General features: G+C 53.5%; 20 protein-coding genes. 8 read left to right on the top strand and 12 right to left on the bottom strand.

The features are described 5' to 3' along the window. Window positions 1-13: 13 nt before the first annotated feature. Window positions 14-604, bottom strand: coding sequence for a GTP cyclohydrolase II (ribA, locus tag L370_RS03115; RefSeq protein WP_008501210.1), 591 nt, complete (start codon window positions 602-604; stop codon window positions 14-16). Between the two features lie 197 nt (window positions 605-801). Between ribA and pgpB the strand changes: the two genes are divergently transcribed. The 5 genes from pgpB to yciH all read left to right on the top strand — a co-directional run bounded on the left by pgpB (window position 802) and on the right by yciH (window position 4,451). Continuing rightward, window positions 802-1,569, top strand: a complete 768-nt coding sequence (gene pgpB / locus L370_RS03120; RefSeq protein WP_032666730.1) for a phosphatidylglycerophosphatase B — start codon at window positions 802-804, stop codon at window positions 1,567-1,569. Between the two features lie 148 nt (window positions 1,570-1,717). Continuing rightward, window positions 1,718-2,026 carry a LapA family protein gene (locus tag L370_RS03125; protein WP_023335945.1) on the top strand — a complete coding sequence of 103 codons (309 nt, stop codon included), beginning with the start codon at window positions 1,718-1,720 and terminating at the stop codon, window positions 2,024-2,026. A gap of 6 nt (window positions 2,027-2,032) precedes the next feature. Then, window positions 2,033-3,202 (top strand): lipopolysaccharide assembly protein LapB, encoded by a 1,170-nt coding sequence (lapB, locus tag L370_RS03130; RefSeq protein ID WP_023335944.1) that lies wholly within the window; start codon window positions 2,033-2,035, stop codon window positions 3,200-3,202. 185 nt (window positions 3,203-3,387) lie between these two features. Beyond that, entirely contained in the window at window positions 3,388-4,125 is a 738-nt protein-coding gene (gene pyrF, locus L370_RS03135) for an orotidine-5'-phosphate decarboxylase (protein WP_023335943.1), read from the top strand. Then, window positions 4,125-4,451 (top strand): stress response translation initiation inhibitor YciH, encoded by a 327-nt coding sequence (yciH, locus tag L370_RS03140; RefSeq protein ID WP_023335942.1) that lies wholly within the window; start codon window positions 4,125-4,127, stop codon window positions 4,449-4,451. Before pyrF ends, yciH begins: the two co-directional genes overlap by 1 nt. A gap of 105 nt (window positions 4,452-4,556) precedes the next feature. On the opposite strand, the gene osmB is transcribed toward yciH, so the two are convergent. The 3 genes from osmB to L370_RS0122160 all read right to left on the bottom strand — a co-directional run bounded on the left by osmB (window position 4,557) and on the right by L370_RS0122160 (window position 6,017). After that, window positions 4,557-4,775 (bottom strand): osmotically-inducible lipoprotein OsmB, encoded by a 219-nt coding sequence (gene osmB, locus L370_RS03145; RefSeq protein WP_008501216.1) that lies wholly within the window; start codon window positions 4,773-4,775, stop codon window positions 4,557-4,559. Between the two features lie 263 nt (window positions 4,776-5,038). Next, entirely contained in the window at window positions 5,039-5,791 is a 753-nt protein-coding gene (locus tag L370_RS03150; protein WP_023312063.1) for a DNA-binding transcriptional regulator YciT, read from the bottom strand. Between the two features lie 43 nt (window positions 5,792-5,834). Then, window positions 5,835-6,017, bottom strand: coding sequence for a YciZ family protein (locus L370_RS0122160; RefSeq protein ID WP_024907126.1), 183 nt, complete (start codon window positions 6,015-6,017; stop codon window positions 5,835-5,837). Window positions 6,018-6,210: 193 nt separating this feature from the next. On the opposite strand from L370_RS0122160, the gene L370_RS03155 reads away from it, so the two are divergent. Next, window positions 6,211-7,080: a crotonase/enoyl-CoA hydratase family protein gene (locus L370_RS03155; RefSeq protein WP_023335940.1), complete on the top strand. Its 870-nt coding sequence runs from the start codon at window positions 6,211-6,213 to the stop codon at window positions 7,078-7,080. On the opposite strand, the gene pdeR is transcribed toward L370_RS03155, so the two are convergent. The 6 genes from pdeR to L370_RS03185 form a co-directional block, all read right to left on the bottom strand. Then, a complete protein-coding gene (gene pdeR, locus L370_RS03160) occupies window positions 7,077-9,068 on the bottom strand; it encodes a cyclic di-GMP phosphodiesterase (RefSeq protein ID WP_023335939.1) in 1,992 nt (663 codons plus the stop codon). The two genes, L370_RS03155 and pdeR, sit on opposite strands and share 4 nt — an antisense overlap. A gap of 324 nt (window positions 9,069-9,392) precedes the next feature. Further along, window positions 9,393-11,327, bottom strand: coding sequence for an exoribonuclease II (locus tag L370_RS03165; RefSeq protein WP_023335938.1), 1,935 nt, complete (start codon window positions 11,325-11,327; stop codon window positions 9,393-9,395). Between the two features lie 88 nt (window positions 11,328-11,415). Beyond that, the gene (locus L370_RS03170) at window positions 11,416-12,402 is read right to left on the bottom strand and encodes a CMD domain-containing protein (RefSeq protein ID WP_023335937.1); all 987 of its coding nucleotides are present in this window, start codon (window positions 12,400-12,402) and stop codon (window positions 11,416-11,418) included. Between the two features lie 152 nt (window positions 12,403-12,554). Continuing rightward, on the bottom strand, window positions 12,555-13,343 hold the full coding sequence (gene fabI, locus L370_RS03175; protein ID WP_003856831.1) for an enoyl-ACP reductase FabI: 789 nt from the start codon (window positions 13,341-13,343) through the stop codon (window positions 12,555-12,557). Between the two features lie 270 nt (window positions 13,344-13,613). Next, the gene (locus L370_RS03180) at window positions 13,614-16,709 is read right to left on the bottom strand and encodes a multidrug efflux RND transporter permease subunit (RefSeq protein ID WP_023335936.1); all 3,096 of its coding nucleotides are present in this window, start codon (window positions 16,707-16,709) and stop codon (window positions 13,614-13,616) included. Between the two features lie 101 nt (window positions 16,710-16,810). Further along, window positions 16,811-17,203: a colistin resistant protein CrrC gene (locus L370_RS03185; RefSeq protein ID WP_023335935.1), complete on the bottom strand. Its 393-nt coding sequence runs from the start codon at window positions 17,201-17,203 to the stop codon at window positions 16,811-16,813. 265 nt (window positions 17,204-17,468) lie between these two features. Here L370_RS03185 and L370_RS03190 point away from each other — a divergent pair, with 265 nt between their 5' ends. After that, window positions 17,469-18,173: a response regulator gene (locus L370_RS03190; protein WP_023335934.1), complete on the top strand. Its 705-nt coding sequence runs from the start codon at window positions 17,469-17,471 to the stop codon at window positions 18,171-18,173. After that, window positions 18,170-19,234 carry an ATP-binding protein gene (locus tag L370_RS03195; RefSeq protein ID WP_023335933.1) on the top strand — a complete coding sequence of 355 codons (1,065 nt, stop codon included), beginning with the start codon at window positions 18,170-18,172 and terminating at the stop codon, window positions 19,232-19,234. The genes L370_RS03190 and L370_RS03195 overlap by 4 nt, the downstream gene beginning before the upstream one ends. Here L370_RS03195 and L370_RS03200 read toward each other — a convergent pair. Next, window positions 19,215-20,156, bottom strand: coding sequence for an ATP-grasp fold amidoligase family protein (locus L370_RS03200; protein WP_023335932.1), 942 nt, complete (start codon window positions 20,154-20,156; stop codon window positions 19,215-19,217). The genes L370_RS03195 and L370_RS03200 overlap by 20 nt on opposite strands. 149 nt (window positions 20,157-20,305) lie before the next feature. Further along, the gene (sapF, locus tag L370_RS03205; protein WP_023312051.1) at window positions 20,306-21,112 is read right to left on the bottom strand and encodes a putrescine export ABC transporter ATP-binding protein SapF; all 807 of its coding nucleotides are present in this window, start codon (window positions 21,110-21,112) and stop codon (window positions 20,306-20,308) included. Window position 21,113: the final 1 nt, after the last annotated feature.

Here is a 21,113-nt window from a genome sequence, read left to right as displayed (position 1 = left end):
GGGCTTTTTAGCATTACTCTTTCAACAGATGGCCCATTTTGGCGGCCTTGGTATCAAGGTAATGGGCGTTTTTCGGGTTACGGCCGACAATCAGCGGTACGCGCTCGACGATGTTGATCCCCGCTTCGGTCAGGATCTCCACTTTTTTCGGGTTATTGGTCAGCAGGCGAACTTCGTCCACGCCCAGCAGCTTGAACATATCTGCACACAAGGTGAAATCACGTTCGTCAGCAGCAAAGCCAAGCTGATGGTTTGCTTCAACCGTATCGTAGCCCTGGTCCTGAAGCGCGTAAGCGCGGATTTTATTCAGCAGACCGATATTACGACCTTCCTGGCGGTGATAAAGCAGCACCCCGCGACCTTCCTCTGCAATATGAGACAGGGCGGCTTCCAGCTGGAAACCACAATCACAGCGCAGGCTGAACAGCGCGTCGCCGGTAAGACACTCTGAATGGACGCGGGACAACACCGGCGTCTGCCCTGAAATGTCGCCATACACCAGCGCGACATGATCCTGTCCGGTTGCCAGTTCTTCAAAACCCACCATCAGGAAATCGCCCCATGGGGTTGGCAGTTTGGCTTCTGCCACACGTTTAAGCTGCATGTGATTCTCCAGAGTAGGCTGACACGTTTCGTGTCTTTGCCCTGTTTTGCTTTCTGTATCAGTTCATTTTGCCACAAGCTCAGCAGGTTCGCCTAATGGGCACCATGCTATATGAACGTTAAACGCACGATCCGACATCTCCACCCAAAGGATTAATTTCAGTTATGATTGTGACGCTTAGCGAAAAAGGAGAAGACATGCTTTCAATCGGCAGACGTACGGCAGCAGGCGCGGCCATTTTACTGATTATGCCCCTGGCCGTATGGCTTTCAGGCTGGATGTGGCAGCCAGGGCAGAACGCCCTGTGGCTGAAAACGTTATACTGGATAACGGAAACGGTGACCCAGCCGTGGGGAATTATTACCCACGTCATCCTCTGCGGCTGGTTTCTGTGGTGCCTGCGCTTTCGTCTGCGCGCGGCGCTGATGCTCTTTGCGATCCTCGGTGGCGCTATCCTTGTCGGTCAGGGCGTGAAGTCCTGGGTTAAAGATCGCGTACAGGAGCCGCGTCCTTTTGTCGTCTGGCTGGAAAAAACGCACCATGTTCCGGTGGATGAGTTCTACAATTTAAAGCGTAAAGATCGCGGCGCGCTGGTGAAAGAACAGCTTGCGGAACAGCAGGATATCCCGAAATTCTTGCGTAAACACTGGCAGAAAGAGACCGGGTTCGCGTTTCCTTCAGGTCATACCATGTTTGCGGCCAGCTGGGCGTTGCTGGGGGTTGGGCTGCTTTGGCCAAGGCGTCGTACGATCACTATCGTGATATTACTGGTCTGGGCGACGGGAGTCATGGGCAGCCGCTTGCTGCTGGGGATGCACTGGCCGCGGGACCTGGTCGTCGCCACGCTCATCTCATGGCTGCTGATCGTGCTGGCGACCTGGCTCACTGAACGATTCTGCGGCCCGCTAACGCCACCGCCAGAAGAGAAAGAAGAAATAGCCGAAAGGGACGAAACAGACGCCTGACGGTTGATATTCCGCATTTTGCCCATAGATCCATGACCTGCGCGTCACTTTTTCCGTTTCGCGCTCGTCGCTAAAATGGTAGTTTATAAGGCTGATTGCGGTGAGTTGAACACACTTTATTCGCTTGAACCACATAACGGGAAGTAATGTGAAATATTTACTCATTTTCTTACTGGTATTGGCGATTTTTGTCATTTCAGTCACGTTGGGTGCACAAAACGATCAGCAGGTGACGTTTAACTATCTGCTGGCTCAGGGTGAGTATCGCGTCTCGAGCCTGCTGGCGGTCTTATTTGCTGCTGGCTTTGCCATTGGCTGGCTGGTTTGCGGTCTGTTCTGGCTTAAAGTCCGTGTTTCTCTTGCGCGCGCTGAACGTAAAATTAAGCGACTCGAAAATAACATTGCCCCTGCGTCTGACATCCCGGAAAACTCTGGTGTGCCGGTCGTGAAGGAATAATCGACTATGCTGGAGTTGTTGTTTCTGCTTTTGCCTGTAGCCGCAGCCTATGGCTGGTATATGGGCCGCAGAAGTGCGCAACAAACAAAACAGGACGAGGCCAACCGGCTCTCCCGCGACTACGTTGCGGGCGTGAACTTCCTCCTGAGCAATCAGCAGGACAAAGCGGTAGACCTGTTCCTCGATATGCTGAAAGAGGATACGGGGACGGTTGAAGCCCATCTCACCCTGGGTAACCTGTTCCGCTCGCGCGGTGAGGTCGATCGCGCCATTCGTATTCACCAGACTCTGATGGAAAGCGCCTCGCTGACCTACGATCAACGTCTCCTTGCGGTGCAACAGCTGGGGCGTGATTACATGGCTGCGGGCTTGTACGATCGCGCTGAAGATATGTTCGCGCAGCTGGTGGACGAAACAGATTTCCGCATCGGCGCGCTGCAGCAGCTCCTGCAGATTTATCAGGCCACCAGCGACTGGCAGAAAGCCATTGATACCGCTGAGCGTCTGGTGAAGCTGGGTAAAGATAAGCAGCGCGTTGAGATAGCCCATTTCTACTGTGAGCTTGCGCTTCAGCAGATGGGCAACGACGACATGGATAAAGCCATGGCGCTGCTGAAGAAAGGCGCCGCCGCGGACCGCAACAGCGCGCGAATATCCATCATGATGGGGCGCGTCTTTATGGCGAATGGCGACTACGCCAAAGCCGTTGAAAGCCTGCTGCGGGTTATCGACCAGGACAAAGAGCTGGTCAGTGAAACGCTGGAAATGCTGCAAACCTGCTATCAACAGCTCGACAAGCAGGAAGAGTGGGTAGCATTCCTGCGGCGTTGCGTGGAAGAAAATACCGGTGCCACCGCTGAGCTGATGCTCTCAGACGTTGTTGAGCAGTATGAAGGAAGTGACACCGCGCAGGTTTATATTACGCGTCAGCTGCAGCGTCATCCGACCATGCGGGTGTTCCATAAGCTGATGGATTACCATCTGAACGACGCTGAAGAGGGGCGCGCCAAAGAGAGCCTGATGGTGCTGCGCGATATGGTTGGCGAGCAGGTGCGCAGCAAGCCGCGCTATCGCTGCCAGAAGTGTGGTTTTACCGCGTATACGCTCTACTGGCACTGTCCTTCCTGCCGCGCCTGGTCCACCATCAAGCCAATTCGTGGCCTGGACGGGCAGTAATTTTTTAAAACACTCCACTTTAGTTACAACATACTAATGGCTTTTACTACATGTCATACATCGTGCGGTTTGCTGGCCTGGCAGGCGCGTAAATGGATCCTGTTAATTTGCGGCGTCGGCAGGTAGAATGCTGGCCGTTTATCTGTTCCGCGCCGCTGTGCGCCCATAGACGAAAAGGGCTGGTCATGACGTCTGTTACATCCTCCACTTCCCGCGTAATTACGGATTCTCCTGTTGTTGTTGCGCTTGATTACAATAAGCGTGACGCCGCACTGGCGTTTGTCGACGGCATTGACCCTCGCGACTGCCGTCTGAAAGTTGGCAAAGAGATGTTCACGCTGTTTGGACCGCAAATCGTACGCGATCTGCAGCAGCGCGGCTTTGACGTTTTCCTCGACCTGAAATTCCACGATATCCCGAATACCACGGCGCACGCCGTTGCCGCAGCCGCAGAGCTGGGCGTATGGATGGTCAACGTCCATGCATCGGGTGGGGCAAGAATGATGACGGCCGCCCGTGAGGCGCTCCTGCCGTTCGGTAAAGATGCACCGTTGCTGATTGCGGTCACCGTGTTGACCAGTATGGACGAAAATGATTTACGCGACCTGGGCGTGACGTTGTCACCCGCCGAGCACGCGGAACGCCTTGCGCGGCTGACGCAGCATTGCGGCCTGGATGGCGTTGTTTGCTCCGCGCAGGAAGCGGTACGTTTCAAATCAGCACTGGGCAAGGATTTTAAACTGGTCACGCCGGGGATCCGCCCTGCAGGCAGCGACGTGGGCGATCAGCGCCGCATTATGACGCCTGAGCAAGCGCTGGCTGCTGGCGTTGACTACATGGTCATCGGGCGTCCGGTGACGCAGTCTGCAAACCCGGCAGAGACGCTTAAGGCTATCAACGCATCGCTGAAAAAGGGGGCGTAATGACCGATTCCAACAGCCGTCTGGTCTATTCAACCGATAGCGGGCGTATAGATGAACCGAAAGCGAAAGCGGAACGTCCCAAGGGCGACGGTATCGTTCGGATCCAGCGCCAGACCAGTGGACGAAAAGGGAAAGGGGTTTGCCTTATCTCCGGCATTGACTTGGACGATGCGGAACTGGCAAAGCTGGCGGCCGAGTTGAAAAAGAAATGCGGCTGCGGCGGTGCCGTGAAAGACGGCATTATTGAAATCCAGGGGGATAAGCGCGATTTAATAAAATCTCTGCTGGAAGCCAAAGGGATGAAAGTCAAACTCGCAGGCGGCTAAAATAAATGAGCCACGGCAAATGCCGTGGCTCGTGTTATATACGTGCGTATGTCAGACCTGAAATGCGTTCAAATATCGCAATACCGGGGAAGGCTTAGATAATAATTATTTGCCAACCTGGTGACCGATAATACCACCGACAGCAGCGCCACCTAATGTACCCAGCGTACTACCATCCGTTAATACTGCACCACCGAGAGCACCGGCACCGGCACCAATAGCGGTGTTACGGTCACGTTTAGACCAGTTAGAGCACGCGCTCAGGGACATTGCTACAGTGATTGCCAGAACAGCGGCGGCTAATTTTTTGCTGGTTAAGGTCATAATACTTTCTCCTGAATTATCGATTCACGGAAAGATGTACACGTTAAGTATAGACGAATCGAATACTTAATTCTGTTCTCCGTGAAAGCTGGTCGCGCAGGCGTTACGTAATCACGCAGGTGATAGTCACTTCCTGTTATATCGCTAACATTAATTTTACGACTTTAATGCAGGTTAAACAGGTAAAAACTCTTAAAGAAGTACCAGGAATCATCTCAGAGAAAGAAGGGCGTATGCGCCCGATATTCGGGCGCGAAGGGGACTCAGGCGGTTGTTTTAATAATATTGACGATCAGTCCGTCATCTTCCAGTTTATTACGGTGCGCGTCGCTCAACCGTTCATCGGTAATCACGCGGCTAAAGCGTGAAACGGGGCCCATCGTATAAGGGTGAACGGCGCCAAACTTAGAGCTGTCGGTGAGCACAATGGCTTCACACTCTTTTTCCAGCACGGCATTCACAACGTCAGAGCGCATCATATCCCGGCCGGTAAAACCTGTCTCCGGCTGCCAGCCGTCAATCCCGATAAAGGCCTTGCTGAAATGGACCTGCTGGACATACTGACGGGTCAGCGGGCCTACCATGCTTTCACTTTTTTTCTGGTAAATACCGCCGAGCAGAATGACCTCGCAGCGCGTCTCTTTGAGCAAATGCGCGATATAGCTGCTGACGGTGATGATGGTCACGTCCTTTTGATCGGCAAGCGTGCGCGCCAGAAGGGCATTACTGCTGCCGTTTTCAATAAAGACGGTCTCACCGTTGTTCACCAGGGACGCGGCAAACTCCGCCAGTTCACGTTTGAGCGCGTAGTTATTCATCATGCGCGTCTCAACGTCATCGCTGTCCAGCGGGACAGCATATCCGTGCGCGCGACGCAGGTAGCTCTGTTTTTCCAGCAGATTAAGATCCTGACGGATTGTGACTTCAGACACACCGGTGGTTTTAGCGAGATCGACTACGCTTACGCGTCCCTGATCGATGACCATCTGCAAAATGAGTTGTTGTCGGGAATTCATAGCATCCATTTAATAAAGCGAAACGAGGTCGGAGACGGTGGGGTTAAACTTCCCACGGCGCTTTTGGCTGTCTGTTTTCAGGCGCGTTGTCAGCACCATTCTGAGCAAGAAGTTCAGACTTCAGGATCTCGAGATTACGGATAGCAGAGTGATAATCGCCCGCCACCAGGATATCCAGCACGGTATCAATTCGTTGTGCTACAGCTTGTGCGTCAATAGTCGACATAATCTCACCCCAGGCGCGAAAAGTTAATATTTTCAATGATGCAGAAATTAGGATCAAAAGAGAAGGGAAAAAATGCAATAACTAAATTACATAAACGTAAGTGATAAATTTATTCCCCCTCATACAGCGGGCCTATTGAGTGGATTAGTCTAAAACTGCGCGCAAGGCGCTTTTTTATAAGAGGAATTAGACTATGACAGTTATCAATCAGCCTACCTGCACACTGTTTACCGATACTGAACGGTTCACGCAGCTGTCAGGGTATTACGAGGCGGAGCGTCACACGGTGTGGATGATGCTGCGGGCTCAACCACGTCCTTGCTTTAACCATGCATTAATCGAGGAGATCATGAACTTTTCATGGCTGGTTCGCCAGTCTGGTTTTGCGGTTGATTTTTGGGTAACCGGATCGCTGGTTCCCGAAATGTATAATGTGGGCGGTGATTTACAGTTCTTCGTCGAGTGCATTCAGAACGGACGTCGGGAGGCGTTACGGGCGTACGCTCGCGCCTGCGTTGATTGCGTCCATGCGGCCTCACGGGGGTTTGACACGGGGGCCATCTCTCTGGCCATGGTCGAAGGCAGTGCGTTAGGGGGCGGGTTTGAGGCCGCTCTGGCGCACCATTTTGTCCTGGCTCAGCGTGATGCCCGCTTAGGTTTCCCGGAGATTGCCTTCAACCTGTTTCCGGGTATGGGGGGATATTCCCTGGTTGCACGCCGTTCAGGCATGAAGCTGGCGGAGGAACTGATCTATAAAGGGGAATCCCATACGGCTGAATGGTACGAGCAGCACGGGCTGGTGGATGTCCTGTTTGAACCCGGACAAAGCTATGTCTCCACCCGAACCTTCATCGATACGCTGCGGCCAAAACTGAATGGCGTAAGGGCGATGCTGCGCGCCCGTACGCGCGTTCTGCAATTGCCCCGCAGTGAACTGATGGACATCACGGAAGACTGGGTAGATGCCGCTTTCTGCCTGGAGCCGAAAGATATCGCTTACATGGAGCGTCTGGTCACGCTGCAAAACCGCCATCATGCGGCGGGCTTGCGTAAAGCCAGTTAACGTTGATTTCGCGCTTGATATCGTTTTAGCCATCGCTCGAATGCGGCAGCGGGCATCGGCTTAGCAAACAGAAAACCCTGCCGTTCGTTGACGCCGTTCTTGGTGAGAAAGGCGTCTTCTTTTGCACTTTCCACACCTTCGGCAATCACCTGCAGATTTAACGCCTGCGCCACCGCGACGATAGCGCGCACCAGAGACTGGGAGATGGACTGCTTATGAATATCCCTGACAAAAGATTGATCGAGTTTAATGGCGTCGATAGGGAAGCGGGCCAGTTGAGAAAGGGAAGAGTAGCCGGTGCCGAAATCATCCAGATGAATTTGCGCCCCGAGTCGGCTGAACTGCTGGATCACGGACAGCGCAAGCTCTTCGTTCTCGATAAGACAGCTTTCGGTTAATTCCACGTCGACCGGGCAGTATTCAAAATTCAGATCCTTCAGCGCCTGCTTTAAGTCGCTAAAGATGGTCTGGTCGGCCAGCTGGCGTGCAGAGACGTTCACCGCCACGCGCAGGTTTATTCCCTTATCGCGCCATTTCGCCACCTGGCGAACCACGTCGAGCATCACCCAGCGGCCCAGGGGCACAATCAACCCCGACTCCTCGGCATAAGAGATAAACTCCAGCGGCGGGATCAGGCCGCGCTCTGGTGATTGCCAGCGGACCAGCGCTTCAAGGCTTCTGACTTCCCCGCGCCAGGTTATTTTCGGCTGATAGTGGATCAAAAGCTGATCGTTATCCAGGGCCTTACGCAGGTTGGTATCCAGCCAAAGATACTCAAAAACGCGCTGGTTCATCTCGGGGGAGAAGACGCAGAACTTGCCCCGGCCATTCTCCTTGGCGGTGTACATGGCGGTATCGGCGTTACGGATGACGCTTTCCCTGTCGTTCCCGTGCTGCGGGGCGAGGGCGATACCCAGTGAGCAACCGGTATAAATTTCAATCAGACCAATTCGGAACGGCTGGCGCAGGCGGGTTAAAATGCGCGATGCCATCGCCTCCAGAGAGCCCTGAGAGGTATTGATAGCCATGACGATAAACTCATCACCGCCAAGTCGCGCCAGCACCTGATTCTCATCCAGACAGCTCAAAATGGCGAGGGCGACAGCCTGTAACAGCTGGTCGCCAAACATATGCCCGTAAGCGTCATTGACCTTTTTAAAGTTATCCAGATCGAGATACACCACGCCCACCTGCGTGTCGCCGCGGTTGTCGATGGCGTCAGAAATCAGGTCGTGGATCGCATTGCGGTTTGGCAAGCCGGTGATGGTATCGGTATTGGCCAGCACCCGCAGTCGCTCCTGAGCGCGGCGCTCCTCGGTAATATCGGTCCCGGAACAGATAAGGAAAATTTCATTTTTACCGCTGCCGCTGTGCACGAATTTGTTTCTGAACAGAAACAGCCGCTGCCCTTTACGCGTTTTGATCCAGCGTTCGACTTCGTAGGAGCTGCCGTTGCGAAAAAAACCGGTAATATTGCGCTTTGAGGCTGCCGCTTCGCTGCGGCTCATAAACAGCTTAAATACGTTCTGGCCAATCACTTCTTGCTCTTTCAGGCCGGTGTACTCTTCGCTAAGCCGGTTAAAACGCTGAATATTGCCGTGCTGATCGAGAATAACAATGACGGAGTTGGCCTCCGAGACAACCTGTTCCGCGAAAGAGAGCCCCTGTGCCAGATCGCGCGCCACGGAGGGCGTATCGTTCCAGGCGGAAGCGGTGCCTGCCCACTCGTTACGGGTAATCTTACGGCCCACAAGATGAACCGGGACATCTTCACCGTACAGGGAGAGCATCATGGAAATGCTGGAGGTAATAACGGTTAAATGACGGATGAGATCGGCCTGTTCATCGTCCAGCGCCACGACCTGAGTGACATCGGTATTTTCGCTGGTGGAAAGGTGCAGTGCGTTGCTGTCAGCTGACAAGCGCCACCACGGGCTGTGAGTCCCCATGTAGCGAAACAGCAAATTCTGCTCCAGATCGTCCATCATGTTTTCTCCCGCAGCTTTTCATTAGCGCACAAATTATTCATTTGCAGTCGACTTTTCCGTTGAGAAACAGCGGCAAAACCGAAGTGAACCTGTTGTTTTTTCCCTGTTTTCTTATAATAAAACGAGTCAGGTTAAAAAGGATACTGAGCGTATATAAATTCACGTAACCGAATATAACAACACTCTTTTACTGTAGATAATTATGGCGCTTTTGGGCGAAGGGATACTGAAAATAGTAAGGAAAAATAATGATTTTGTGGCGGGGATAAAAAGAAAAATTGTCGGCCTTTCCGAAAAGGAAAAGACCGACAATTGAAGCGGTTATCAGGCGACAGGACGCGCGATAATGCTGCGGGTTTCCATGCGAACTTCGGCGATAGTAACGTCAATCACGTCGGTGACTTTGTAAACTGTTTCACCTTTAATTTGCACGGTACCGTTTTCCTGACTACAGACCATTTCGTCGCGAACCGCATGCAGGAACGGCGCAGGTATAAACGCGACAGCACCGTTATCGACCAGGCGCACGCGCATCCCCCCACGGCTGATATCGATGATCTCAGCGGCGAAACGGGTATCCGTACCGGCTTTATCCTGCAGGAAGCGTGCGTACAGCCAGTCACCAACGTCACGTTCCGCCATGCGGTTAAGACGGCGGCGATCGGCCATCTGGAGCGTGGTGTCTTCCTGAGGACGGGCAATGGTTTCACCTTTAATAATCGCTTTCAGCAGACGGTGGTTAACCATATCGCCATACTTACGGATCGGCGACGTCCAGGTGGCATAAGCGTCGAGACCAAGACCAAAGTGCGGGCCCGGTTCGGTGCTGATTTCCGCGAAGGACTGGAAGCGACGAATGCGGCTGTCCAGGAAGCCCGACGGCTGCGCGTCCAGTTCGCGGCGAAGCTTGCAGAAGCCCGGCAGCGTCAGCACTTCTTCCGGGTCAACGTGCACATCGTGGTTCTTCAGCAGGGCCGCCAGCGCTTCGGTATTCGCCGGATCAAATCCGGTGTGGACGTTGTAAATGCCAAAGCCCAGCTTGTCGCGCAGCACGCGTGCGGCACAGATGTTGGCGGAAATCATCGCCTCTTCAACGATGCGGTTCGCAATGCGTCGCGGTTCGGCCACGATGTCCAGCACTTCGCCTTTCTCACCCAGAACAAAGCGATAATCCGGGCGGTCTTTGAACACCAGCGCATGGGTTTTACGCCACTCGCCGCGGTTCAGGCAGATGCGATGCAGCAGACGGATTTGCGCGGCAATGGCGTCCGATTCAGGTTTCCAGCTACCGGTATTTTCCAGCCAGTCGGAGACGTTATCGTAGGCCAGCTTGGCTTTCGACTCGATGGTGGCGGCAAAGAACTCGATATCGTCTTCAATCGCGCCATCTGCGGCGATGGTCATGCGGCAGGCAAGAACCGGGCGCACTTCATTCGGACGCAGCGAGCAGAGATCGTCTGACAATTCGCGCGGCAGCATCGGAATGTTGAAGCCCGGCAGGTAGTTGGTGAAGGCACGGATTTTCGCCGCGTCATCCAGCTTGCTGCCTTCGGCAATCCAGGCGGTGGGATCGGCAATGGCGACGGTCAGATGCAGTTTGCCATCGGCGCTCTCTTCCGCGTACAGCGCGTCATCCATATCTTCTGTGCTGGCGCTGTCGATGGTGACAAACTCCAGTGCGGTGAGATCGCGACGCGTCAAACCTTCGTCCTGCATCTCAGTCGCTACGCCGTTCGGCGCTTCTTTTTCAAGATTGTGGCGTGCCAGCGTGACCCACCATGGCACGAAATGATCGGCGCCGAAGGTGATGAACTGGGTCAACTCGGCATAAAAACCGCGATCGCCTTTCAGAGGATGACGGCGCATTTCTGCTACGGCCCAGTCACCTTCTTTAAAATCATGCTCAACGCCACGGGCGGCGCGGCAGGGAATGGCATCTTTCAGCAGGGGATGATCCGGCACGATAGCAAGACGATCGTCTTTTCTCTGCACCTTACCCACAAAACGGGTCAGGAACGGCTCGATCAGTTCTTCCGGCTCGGCAGACTCTCGGTCCTTCTCGGTATGAATGACGGCCATGACGCGATCGCCATGCATCGCTTTCTTCATCTGCGGTGGCGGAATGAAGTAGCTTTTCTGCGCGTCAACTTCAAGGAAGCCAAAGCCCTTTTCCGTGGCTTTTACGACCCCTTCTGCACGCGGCGTCTGGGAATGCAGTTGCTGTTTAAGCTGCGCTAGCAGCGGGTTGTCCTGAAACATAATGTTCTATTTTCGTAGCCATTGAGCGGCTGACAGTTTTACGCGATTCTCACTGTCTCAGCAAGCGGTCTTTGGGTAATTAGTATGGTTATTCCTCTTTACCAAACGCGACTTTCAGACGATTGAGCCAGCCGTCAAACGCGCTCCGGGTAAGCAGCGTGATGGCATGTTCGCCGGAGAGTCCTTGATCCGTGAGAGGGGTAAACTGCGCGGCGCTGAAGCGGTCCGGAGAGCGTGTCAGCAGCTCGACCGCCGCCGAAAGCGCGGGGGACGTCAGCGGGATCTTTTCGCGGGTGTTTAACAGGATTTCTCCGGTCAGGTCGAGCAGCGACGGCTCATGGCAAAGGACCGGCGTCAGCGCCTCCAGCGCGGGTTCTGCCTGCCAGCGGGACAGCGACTCAAGCTGATGCGCGCTCGCATAGCGCAGCTCGACGACGGGCAAAAGCGGCACCCACGCGGCGTGGCGCGTGGGCAGCGTGTGCGGCTGAATATGATGGCCTGGCAACCAGCGAACGGGGTGTCCCAGCAGCGCCTGAAAAACCGCGACCACGCGCGCCTGAAAACCGATAAACCCGATAATCTGGTTAATCACCACAATGTCATACGTCGACAGGCCAACCTCATCAAGCTGGTTCTGCGCTTTATCATCAATCACGTCAGGAGAGCTGGCGAGCTGGCGGGCATACTGTGTAATTTGCGCCAGACGTCGGTTACTTTCGCGCGAGGAGTCCGGGCCGGGAAGCGGGGCGAGGAGGGCGGCGTAATGGTTACAGAGCCGCTGAACGCCGCATGCCTGTGCGACCGTTAGCGCGGTACTGAGCCGATCGTAGGCGCTGAGCGTATGCAGGCGGTTCACGGGAATCGAGAGCGGAAACAAGAGGTGGCATAGGGCTCTGGCAGGGGAAAGCCAGCCAGAACAGGCGGCGACAATCTCATCAGGCAAGGCTAAATCGAGCAAAAAACGATCGTCGACGTTAGCGGCTTCGGGCACCAGAGGCAGAACATCCGTCTGCGCGTGGTTTGACTGGGTCTCGTGATACCAGTGGCCTTTGCCGGAAAAACGGCGTTGTTCCATGTGCGTTCCTTGATCTCAAAATGGCGATCAATATCCTGGCGTAAGGCAGATAAAGGGAAAAATATTGTTAGGTGATAACAAATAGCAGAACGGAATAACGGAGGGAGGGGGCGGGGGAAAACTCTCTTCCCGTGCGGGAAGAGAGTCACAGCTTATTTAATTTCCAGCTCGTTCATTGCAGCGATGTTGAAGCCGCCGTCAACGTGAACCACTTCGCCGGAGATACCAGCGGAAAGGTCAGAGCACAGGAATGCTGCAGAGTTACCCACATCTTCAATGGTAACGGTACGACGAATCGGGGTAACCGCTTCGCAGTGTGCCAGCATTTTACGGAAATCTTTAATACCGGAAGCGGCCAGGGTGCGGATAGGACCTGCAGAGATGGCGTTAACGCGCACGCCTTCAGGACCCATTGCGTTCGCCATGTAGCGTACGTTCGCTTCCAGAGACGCTTTAGCCAGACCCATAACGTTATAGTTAGGGATAGCACGTTCAGCGCCCAGGTAGGACAGGGTCAGCAGGGCTGCGCCCGGGTTCAGCATCGCACGGCAGGATTTCGCCATCGCAACGAAGCTGTAGGAGCTGATGTCGTGAGCGATTTTGAAGCCATCACGGGTAACCGCGTTCACGTAGTCGCCATCCAGCTGGTCGCCAGGAGCGAAGCCAATGGAGTGAACGAAACCGTCGAATTTCGGCCATGCTTTTGCCAGTTCAGCAAACATGCCGTCGATGCTTTCGTCTTGTGCAACGTCACATTCCAGAACAATGCTGGAACCCAGCTGCGCGGCAAACTCTTCAACACGGCCTTTCAGCTTGTCGTTCTGGTAGGTGAACGCCAGCTCAGCGCCTTCGCGATGCATTGCCTGTGCGATGCCGTATGCGATGGACAGTTTGCTGGCAACGCCAGTCACCAGAATGCGCTTACCGGAAAGAAAACCCATAGCTTTAATCCTTATATTCATTGCTTATTTTGCCTTGTAATTCATAGCGTTACAGGCAGTATTTCAAAATCATTCGAAATTAGCTCGAAATTATAGCCCACTCACAGCCCCTTGTGTCACGATATTTCTCGCACTTCTCCGAAGACGCCTGCCCCGAAGAATGCGCCGAGGACCCGCGGGGGCTCAAAATTTCAGCATTCGTCCAGTATATCACCCGGAAACAGCTTCGCCTCATCCAACCAGAGAGGGAGCGCGATTCCGCCAGGGTATTTACACTTTCCTGATGTTGTCGACGAAACGCGCAATGACGATAAAGAAAACCGGTACGAAGAAGATCGCGAGAAGCGTACCGCTGATCATGCCGCCAAATACGCCGGTACCGATGGCATGCTGCGTACTGTCGCTGGCACCACTGGCCAGCATCAAGGGAACAACCCCTAAGGTGAAGGCTAGCGATGTCATCAGAATGGGACGCAGGCGCTGGCTTGCGGCATGGATAGTTGCCGACAGCAGGGGCTGCCCCTGGCGATGTAGCTGCCTCGCAAATTCAACAATCAGAATAGCGTTCTTGGCCGACAGGCCGATAAGCGTAATCAGGCCGACCTTGAAGAAAACGTCATTCGTCATGCCGGCAACGGACACCGCGATCGCCGCGCCGATAAGACCCAGCGGAACCACCAGCATGACCGCAAAAGGAATAGACCAGCTCTCATACAGGGCGGCGAGTACCATAAATACGACCAGTATCGACAGGACGATAAGGCCCGGAAGCTGAGATTCCGATTTTCTCTCCTGCAATGAACTCCCGGCCCACTCGCCCGCCATGCCCTGAGGCAGGCTCCTGGACACGTCCTCCATAACCTTCATTGCGGTGCCGCTGGACTCTCCCGGCGCCGCATTTCCGGTAATGCGAATCGCAGAATATCCCTGGTAACGCGTCAACTGCTGCGGCGCAACGTTCCACGAAAGCGTGGCAAAGGTCGATACCGGCACCATCTGACCCATCCGGTTTTTCACTGATAAATTCAGTATCTGCGCAGGCTGCATTCGGTATGGCGCATCGGCCTGAATAATCACCTGCTGAACGCGGCCGTTGTTCGTATAGTCATTGACGTAATTTGAGCCCAGGGTGACGGAGAGCGTCTGGTTGATTTCATCAAATGAGACGCCCATCGCTTCCGCCTTTTCTCTGTCTACCTGGAGCGCAAGGCTTGTTCCTTCCGGCAGACCGTCTATGTAAACGTCACTCAGTTCAGGGCGCTGGTTAGCGTGCAGGACCAGCGCGTCGGCAGCGCGCTTTAACGCCTCGTAGCCCAGTCCCGCTCTGTCCTGCACGTACCAGGTGAAGCCCGAGGAGGTGCCCATATCCGAAATGGCCGGCGGGAGCAGGCTCATCGTGACGGCATCAGAGACGTTGGCCATTCTGGCCTGGATATGGTCGGCTTCACCCTGAGCCGTCGAGCCCTGCCGATTTTTCCAGTCCTTAAGCGTGGTGAAGGCCATAGCCGAATTTGGTCCTGAACCTGAGAATCCAAACCCCAGGATCATAATGTTGCTTTCAATATCCGGCCGGGCCGCAATTTCCGCTTCAAACTTTTTAACCACGTTGAGGGTGCGCTGCATCGTGGCGTCAGAAGGCAGCTGGATTGAGGACATAAAGTAGCCCTGATCTTCGTCCGGCAGAAAGGACGACGGTAACGAAGACAATCCCAAAAACAGCGCAGCGCAAAGCGCAACGTACAGAAGCAGCATACGTCCGGTTCGCTTCAGAACGGCACCCAGCCCGGCTTCGTAGCAGACGGTGAGCGAACGGAAGCGCGCGTTAAACCCGGCCGCGAACCGTCCACTTCCGATCTTTCCTGCCTTATGCGGCCTGAGTAACGTTGCGCACAGGGCGGGCGTCAGCGTCAGGGCCAGAAACGCGGACAGCAGTATGGAGACCGCCATGGAAATACAAAATTGTCGGTAGATAATCCCGACGGATCCTTCAGCAAACCCCATGGGGATAAAGACCGCGGTTAGCACCAGCGTGATCCCTATAATCGCCGGGGTGATTTCCTGCATGGCTTGCCGCGTGGCGTCACGCGGGGACAGGCTTTTTTCCTCCATCAGCCGTTCAACGTTTTCTACGACCACGATGGCATCATCAACGATAATCCCGATCGCCAGCACCATGCCGAACATCGTCAGAATATTGATGGAGTAGCCGCTCAGCAGCATCACCGTGAAGGTGCCAAGAAGCGCGACGGGAGCAACAATCGCCGGGATAAGCGTACAGCGTATCTTATGCAGAAACAGCAGCATAACCAGGAAGACGAGGACCATCGCTTCCACAAACGTCTGAACAACCTTCATGATAGAAAGTTTCACAAACGGCGCGGTATCGAAGGGCACCGTAAACGCCATTCCGTCGGGTAATACCCGGGAAAGTTCGTCGATGCGCGCACGCACGCCTGAAGCCGTACTCATTGCGTTGGCGCCTGGCGACAGCTGAATAGCCGCCGCCGTCGCAGGAACCCCGTTTTCGCGGATACCAAAGGCGTAGCTTTGCAGGCCAGATTCAACCCGTGCAATGTCGGACAGTTTCAGGCGGGCGCCGGATGCGTCAGATTTCAGGCTGATATTCCTGAACGCCTCGACCGAGGAGAGTTGTCCCTTCACGGTGATGGGATACGTCACCCCTTGTCCTGCAGCTGCGGGCTCATCTCCCGTTTTACCGGGCGAAACCAGGGCATTTTGTTGGCCAACGGCGGTAAGAACATCACTTACCGAGAGCCCATAGCCGTGGAGCTTCATGGGATCCAGCCAGATGCGCAGCGCTTTTTCGCCGCCAAACAGCTGTACTTTCCCTACGCCGGGCACGCGACGAAGCTCGTCGCTGACGTTTCTGGCAAAATAGTCGCTTAAATCGGCTTCCTCAAATTGACCTGCCGTGGACTTCAGCCCCACCATCATTAAAAAGCCAGAATTAGCGGCCTCGACGTTAATACCGTTTTGCCTTACCGCCTGAGGCAGACGAGGCTCAACGATCTTAATCTGATTCTGCAGGTCCATCTGCGCCAGCTTGATATCCGTGCCCGGTTTAAACGTGACGGTAATCGATGCCGACCCGGTTGTGTCACTGGATGATTCGAAATAGAGCAAGTTATCGACGCCAGAGATTTCGCGCTCGATTAACGACACCACCGACGTATTCATGATATCGGGGCTGGCACCCGGGTAACTGACGGAAATAATGATCCCAGGCGGTGCCACCGCCGGATACTGTGCGACGGGTAAACGGGGAATAGACAGCAGTCCCGCCAGAACAATAAAAAGCGCCACCACCCAGGCGAATATGGGGCGTTCAATAAAAAAATGAGGCATTAAAATAACGTCCAGTTACGTGAATATAAGTCAGTAGAGAGTCTACCGCGAGCCTGTTTAGCGGACATGGGCGGTTTATGGAGGACGTGTGGAGCAGCGGCTCAAATCATTCTCAGAATGAGGTACAGCGGTGCTCCGCCAAAAAATATAATCAAATAACACTCGTAGTAGAAGATCAGATCCTCGATATCGGGCATCGCGTTTAACAGCACGGTGAACGTAATAATGAGATAAACAAAAATCACCATTAGCCAGAAGGCGACGACAAGCAGCTCGGTCAACGCGCCAGCTTTATTTTGGATCATCAGAGAGACCACCGACAATGCGATACAGCCATAGATGATGGGTGAAGAGAGCAGCGTCGAGGCGACTTTTTCATCCATTCTGTGTATTAGCACCAGCCAGGTATAAAGTAATCCCCACGACAGCAGCAGAAACAGGGAATATATACCCAGTTTTTTGGGAGAGAAATATTTAGAAAGTTCCGTGTTCATTATTCCAGCCAGCTTCATAAAGTCTTTAAGTAACAGGATTAATTTGCAACGCTCACTGCAAAAAGGGTTATACCCCAATAGCGATTTTGAACCGACATTGTCGAGTCTTTATTGACGGAATGTGTAGGCTGTATGGAGAAATAACCGCGCAGGTAAATCAGCCGGGAAATTTTCGCGACTACGGCACTTTTTCCCGGAGGCTGTGTCTTATTGTCCTAAAGATATCTGATAGCGAGCTCAAAGGGATTTCACCCGCGGAGATAAAATGCACAAAAATACGCTGATCCTTGTTGTTGAAGATGAAGACGACATCGCCGATATACTGATGAGTTACTTAGAGCGTTCAGGAATGAAAACGCTCAGAGCCATGCAGGGCGAACAGGCCATCGCACTCAATCGCCTGCATAAACCGGATCTCATATTGCTGGACATTCACTTGCCCGTATGTGACGGCTGGAGCGTGCTTACCACGCTTCGTCAGGAAAGTGCTGTCCCCGTCATTATGGTTTCCGCACTCGATCAGGATGTCGATAAGCTCATGGGGCTGAGACTGGGGGCGGATGATTACGTGATCAAACCCTTCAACCCTTCTGAGGTTGTCGCGCGGGTTGAGGCGGTGCTGCGCAGGACAAAACCCGCGCTTCAGCAGGCGGGTTCCCTGCCGCTCAGAACGCCTTTTATTACGGTCTATCCGGATGACTTCTATGTGGAAGTTACCGTTGGCGAAGAGGTTACCTCTCCGGTATTAACGACGACCGAATTTAAATTACTGACCTGGCTGGTGCGATATCCACGAAAGGTTTGTTCCCGCGAGGAGTTACTCAACGCGTGTCTGCCGGAGGGGGATACGCTCGACAGAACGGTCGACAGCCATATGAGCAAGTTGCGTAAAAAACTGGAGCTTGCCGGTCTTTATGGTGTTCCCGAGAGCATCAGAGGGATGGGCTACCGGCTTGGGGAAAAAAAATGAACAAAGAGTCTGTCCTGAGTCGTCAGATCTTAACGTACATGCTGTTGCTGACGTTTACGATAATCGCTATCGCCGTACTGGGCTCGTGGTTTTTTTACTCCTTTATTCTGGATCACCTCCCCGGCGGCCCTGCTGCGGGCGATGACGAGCAGATGACGATGTGGGACTGGGTATGGATTGGGACCGCGACAACGATCAGTCTGATTATTGCCCTCTTTTTCACGGTCAAACTGTCATCGCGAATCCTCACCCCGCTAAACGCGGTAGCGTCCAGCCTGAAAAAGATTTCTCAGGGCGATCTGGACGCCAGGGCATTCTGCGCCAGTTCCAGGCTGGGTGAGATCAATCACCTGGTGACGGATTTCAATGAAATGGCGGAAAAATTACAGACGCTGGATATTCAGAGGAAATCCTGGAATGCCGCTATCGCGCATGAGCTGAGAACCCCGGTCACGATCTTACGCGGACGGCTTCAGGGGTTGGTTGACGGAGTTTTTACCCCTGAGCCGGTGCTGTTTAATAATCTTCTTAAACAGACGGAAGGGTTAACCCGACTGATTGAGGATCTCCGGGTTGTCAGTTCGAATGGCGGAGCGGGATACACGCTGTGCCAGTCAAGAACGGATCTAAAAGGGACAATACAGAACGCACTCGATACGTTCATGCCCGAGTTCAGCCGTAAGGCGTTTACCGTCAATACAGACCTGAGGGAGCAGCAATGCGTATTCGATCCGTTACGCATCAATCAGTGTCTGACCGTTTTATTTGATAATGCCTTACATTATTCAACCTCGCGCACGCTCATCGTGAAAAATGGCGTTTCGGATAAAGGCAATTATATCCTTATTCAGGACGGCGGACCGGGCATACCCAGGGAGTTTCATGATTTCCTGTTTCAGCCCTTTCAGCGCGATAATGGCGCCAGACATGTGAACCCGGAAGGCTGTGGTTTGGGCTTGTCGGTGGTAAAAGCCATCATGCTTGCGCATGGTGGCGATGTTACCTATACCTTATCGACGCAAAACCACTCGATATTTAAACTTACCTGGCCCGACGCGTGAGTTTCAGCGGCAGGTCAAATGCGCCTGCTGGCGATAAATGCCATATTTTTCCTAACTTAGCATCCCATTCCTGCGGGGTAATCGTCAGTTTTCCGCGCCTCGGGCTTAAGGTTATTTCACTGAAATAGATTTCATCTTTCTTTAGCATCAGGTCAACGCGGCAGTAGTCAATTCCATCCGCCAGCTCCTGGGAGGCCAGCAATGCCTGTCGGAACAAAAGCGGTTCGCCAGGCTCTGCTGAAGTATTTGGATATTCCATCCGGAAGGGTTGTAAGTTCCAGTGCCTGTCATAAACGTTGATAAAACCGTTGCCGTTATCATCGGTAAAATCCGCTTCTACATAGTGGGCAACGCCGTGAAAGCAATGGATCCGCAGCATTTCGGGCGTGGTGTTCCTGTCAGCATCGTCGAAGAGATCGACAAACGGCTCGCAAAGAATACTCGGGGTAATGTTTTTGTATTGCCATTCGCGCGTGGTGTAGTACAAATTTTTCCTTAATGCGAGGCTCAGTTTTTTACACGCTTCCCTGACATTAAATTGCGCTTTGTTGGTACATATTATTGTGCTGCCGCTGTCATGGTTGCACTTAAGGACGAATTTGTCAGGGAGTACTGAAAAATCAATCTGCGACGGCCGGGAATAAACGCCAATTAATGGCACCGTCTTCACGCGCGTTGTTCTGGAGGAAACGTATGCCCGAACGGCGAGTTTATCGGCGAGCATCGTGTAGAAGTTATTATGGTCATAGACCAGACGATGACATATTTTTTCACTCAACGTCGTGGGTGATTGAATGTCAGGGGTTTCCCCGGCTGTTTTCTTAAGCCTTACAGTATGAAAGTGCAGGTCCGTCATTAAAAATGAACGGCATTTTCTGATGAGATACTCGGTGTATTTTAGAACGTAAGTGGTGGTGTTCATCTCTTCTCCTCCGTAATGACCGGATATTCTGGAGAAGGACTGTTGGTTTATTTTGCTTAGAATATGGAGCAGGAGTGGAGATGAAAAAATTGAAGGACTAAACAGCGTGTAAAAGCTATTTAATCCTTATTGAACAGTGCAACGTTTATTTAACGGTCTTTGCGCCATGCATCGGCGGTTAATGCTTCACCGAAATGACCGGCAATCAGCCGTTTTGTCAGCTCATGAAGCGGGGAGGCCATCACATCCGCCGTGCTGCCGCGCTCGACAACTTCTCCCTGGTGCATGACCATCACCTGATCGCTGATGTGCTTCATCATTCCCAGATGTTGGGTGACGTAGATATACGAGATCCCCTGTTTTTCCTGCAATTCCAGCATCAGGTTAATCAGCTGTGAGCGCATCGACATATCCAGCGAGGCAAGCGCTTCATCGGCAATGATCACTTTTGGCCGCAAAATCAATGCTCGCGCCAGACCCAGACGCTGTTTCTGGCCGGGGGCCAGCATATGTGGGTAGTAGCTTTCGTGATCCGGTAACAGCCCGACCATACGCAGGGTTTCAAATACGCGCTTACGGCGGGCCTCCGGCTCAAGGTCGGTGTTCAGACGCAGCGGAAAATCGAGGATCTGCGAAATGCGCTGGCGCGGATTAAGCGAGGTAGACGGATCCTGGAAGATCATGCGGATGCGCTGGCTACGGAAAGAGTAATCGCCGAACGTCAGAGGATGATCGTCAATCAACACCTCGCCTGCAGTCGGTTCAACCATGCCGGCGAGCATTTTCGCCAGGGTGGATTTCCCGGAACCGTTCTCGCCGATGATCGCCAGGGTCTGTTTTTCACGCAGCGTAAAGCTCAGCGGCTTCACCGCGTCGACAGTCTGGCGATGAAACAGCCCCGTGCGGTAGCGAAAGGTCTTACTCAGGTTGCGGACTTCCAGTAAGGTTTCGACCATT

The sequence above is a fragment of the Enterobacter sp. MGH 24 genome, assembly GCF_000493015.1.
Lineage (GTDB): Bacteria > Pseudomonadota > Gammaproteobacteria > Enterobacterales > Enterobacteriaceae > Enterobacter.
Note: the sequence above shows the minus strand (reverse complement) of the source record. Positions and strands in the feature narration are given on the sequence as shown.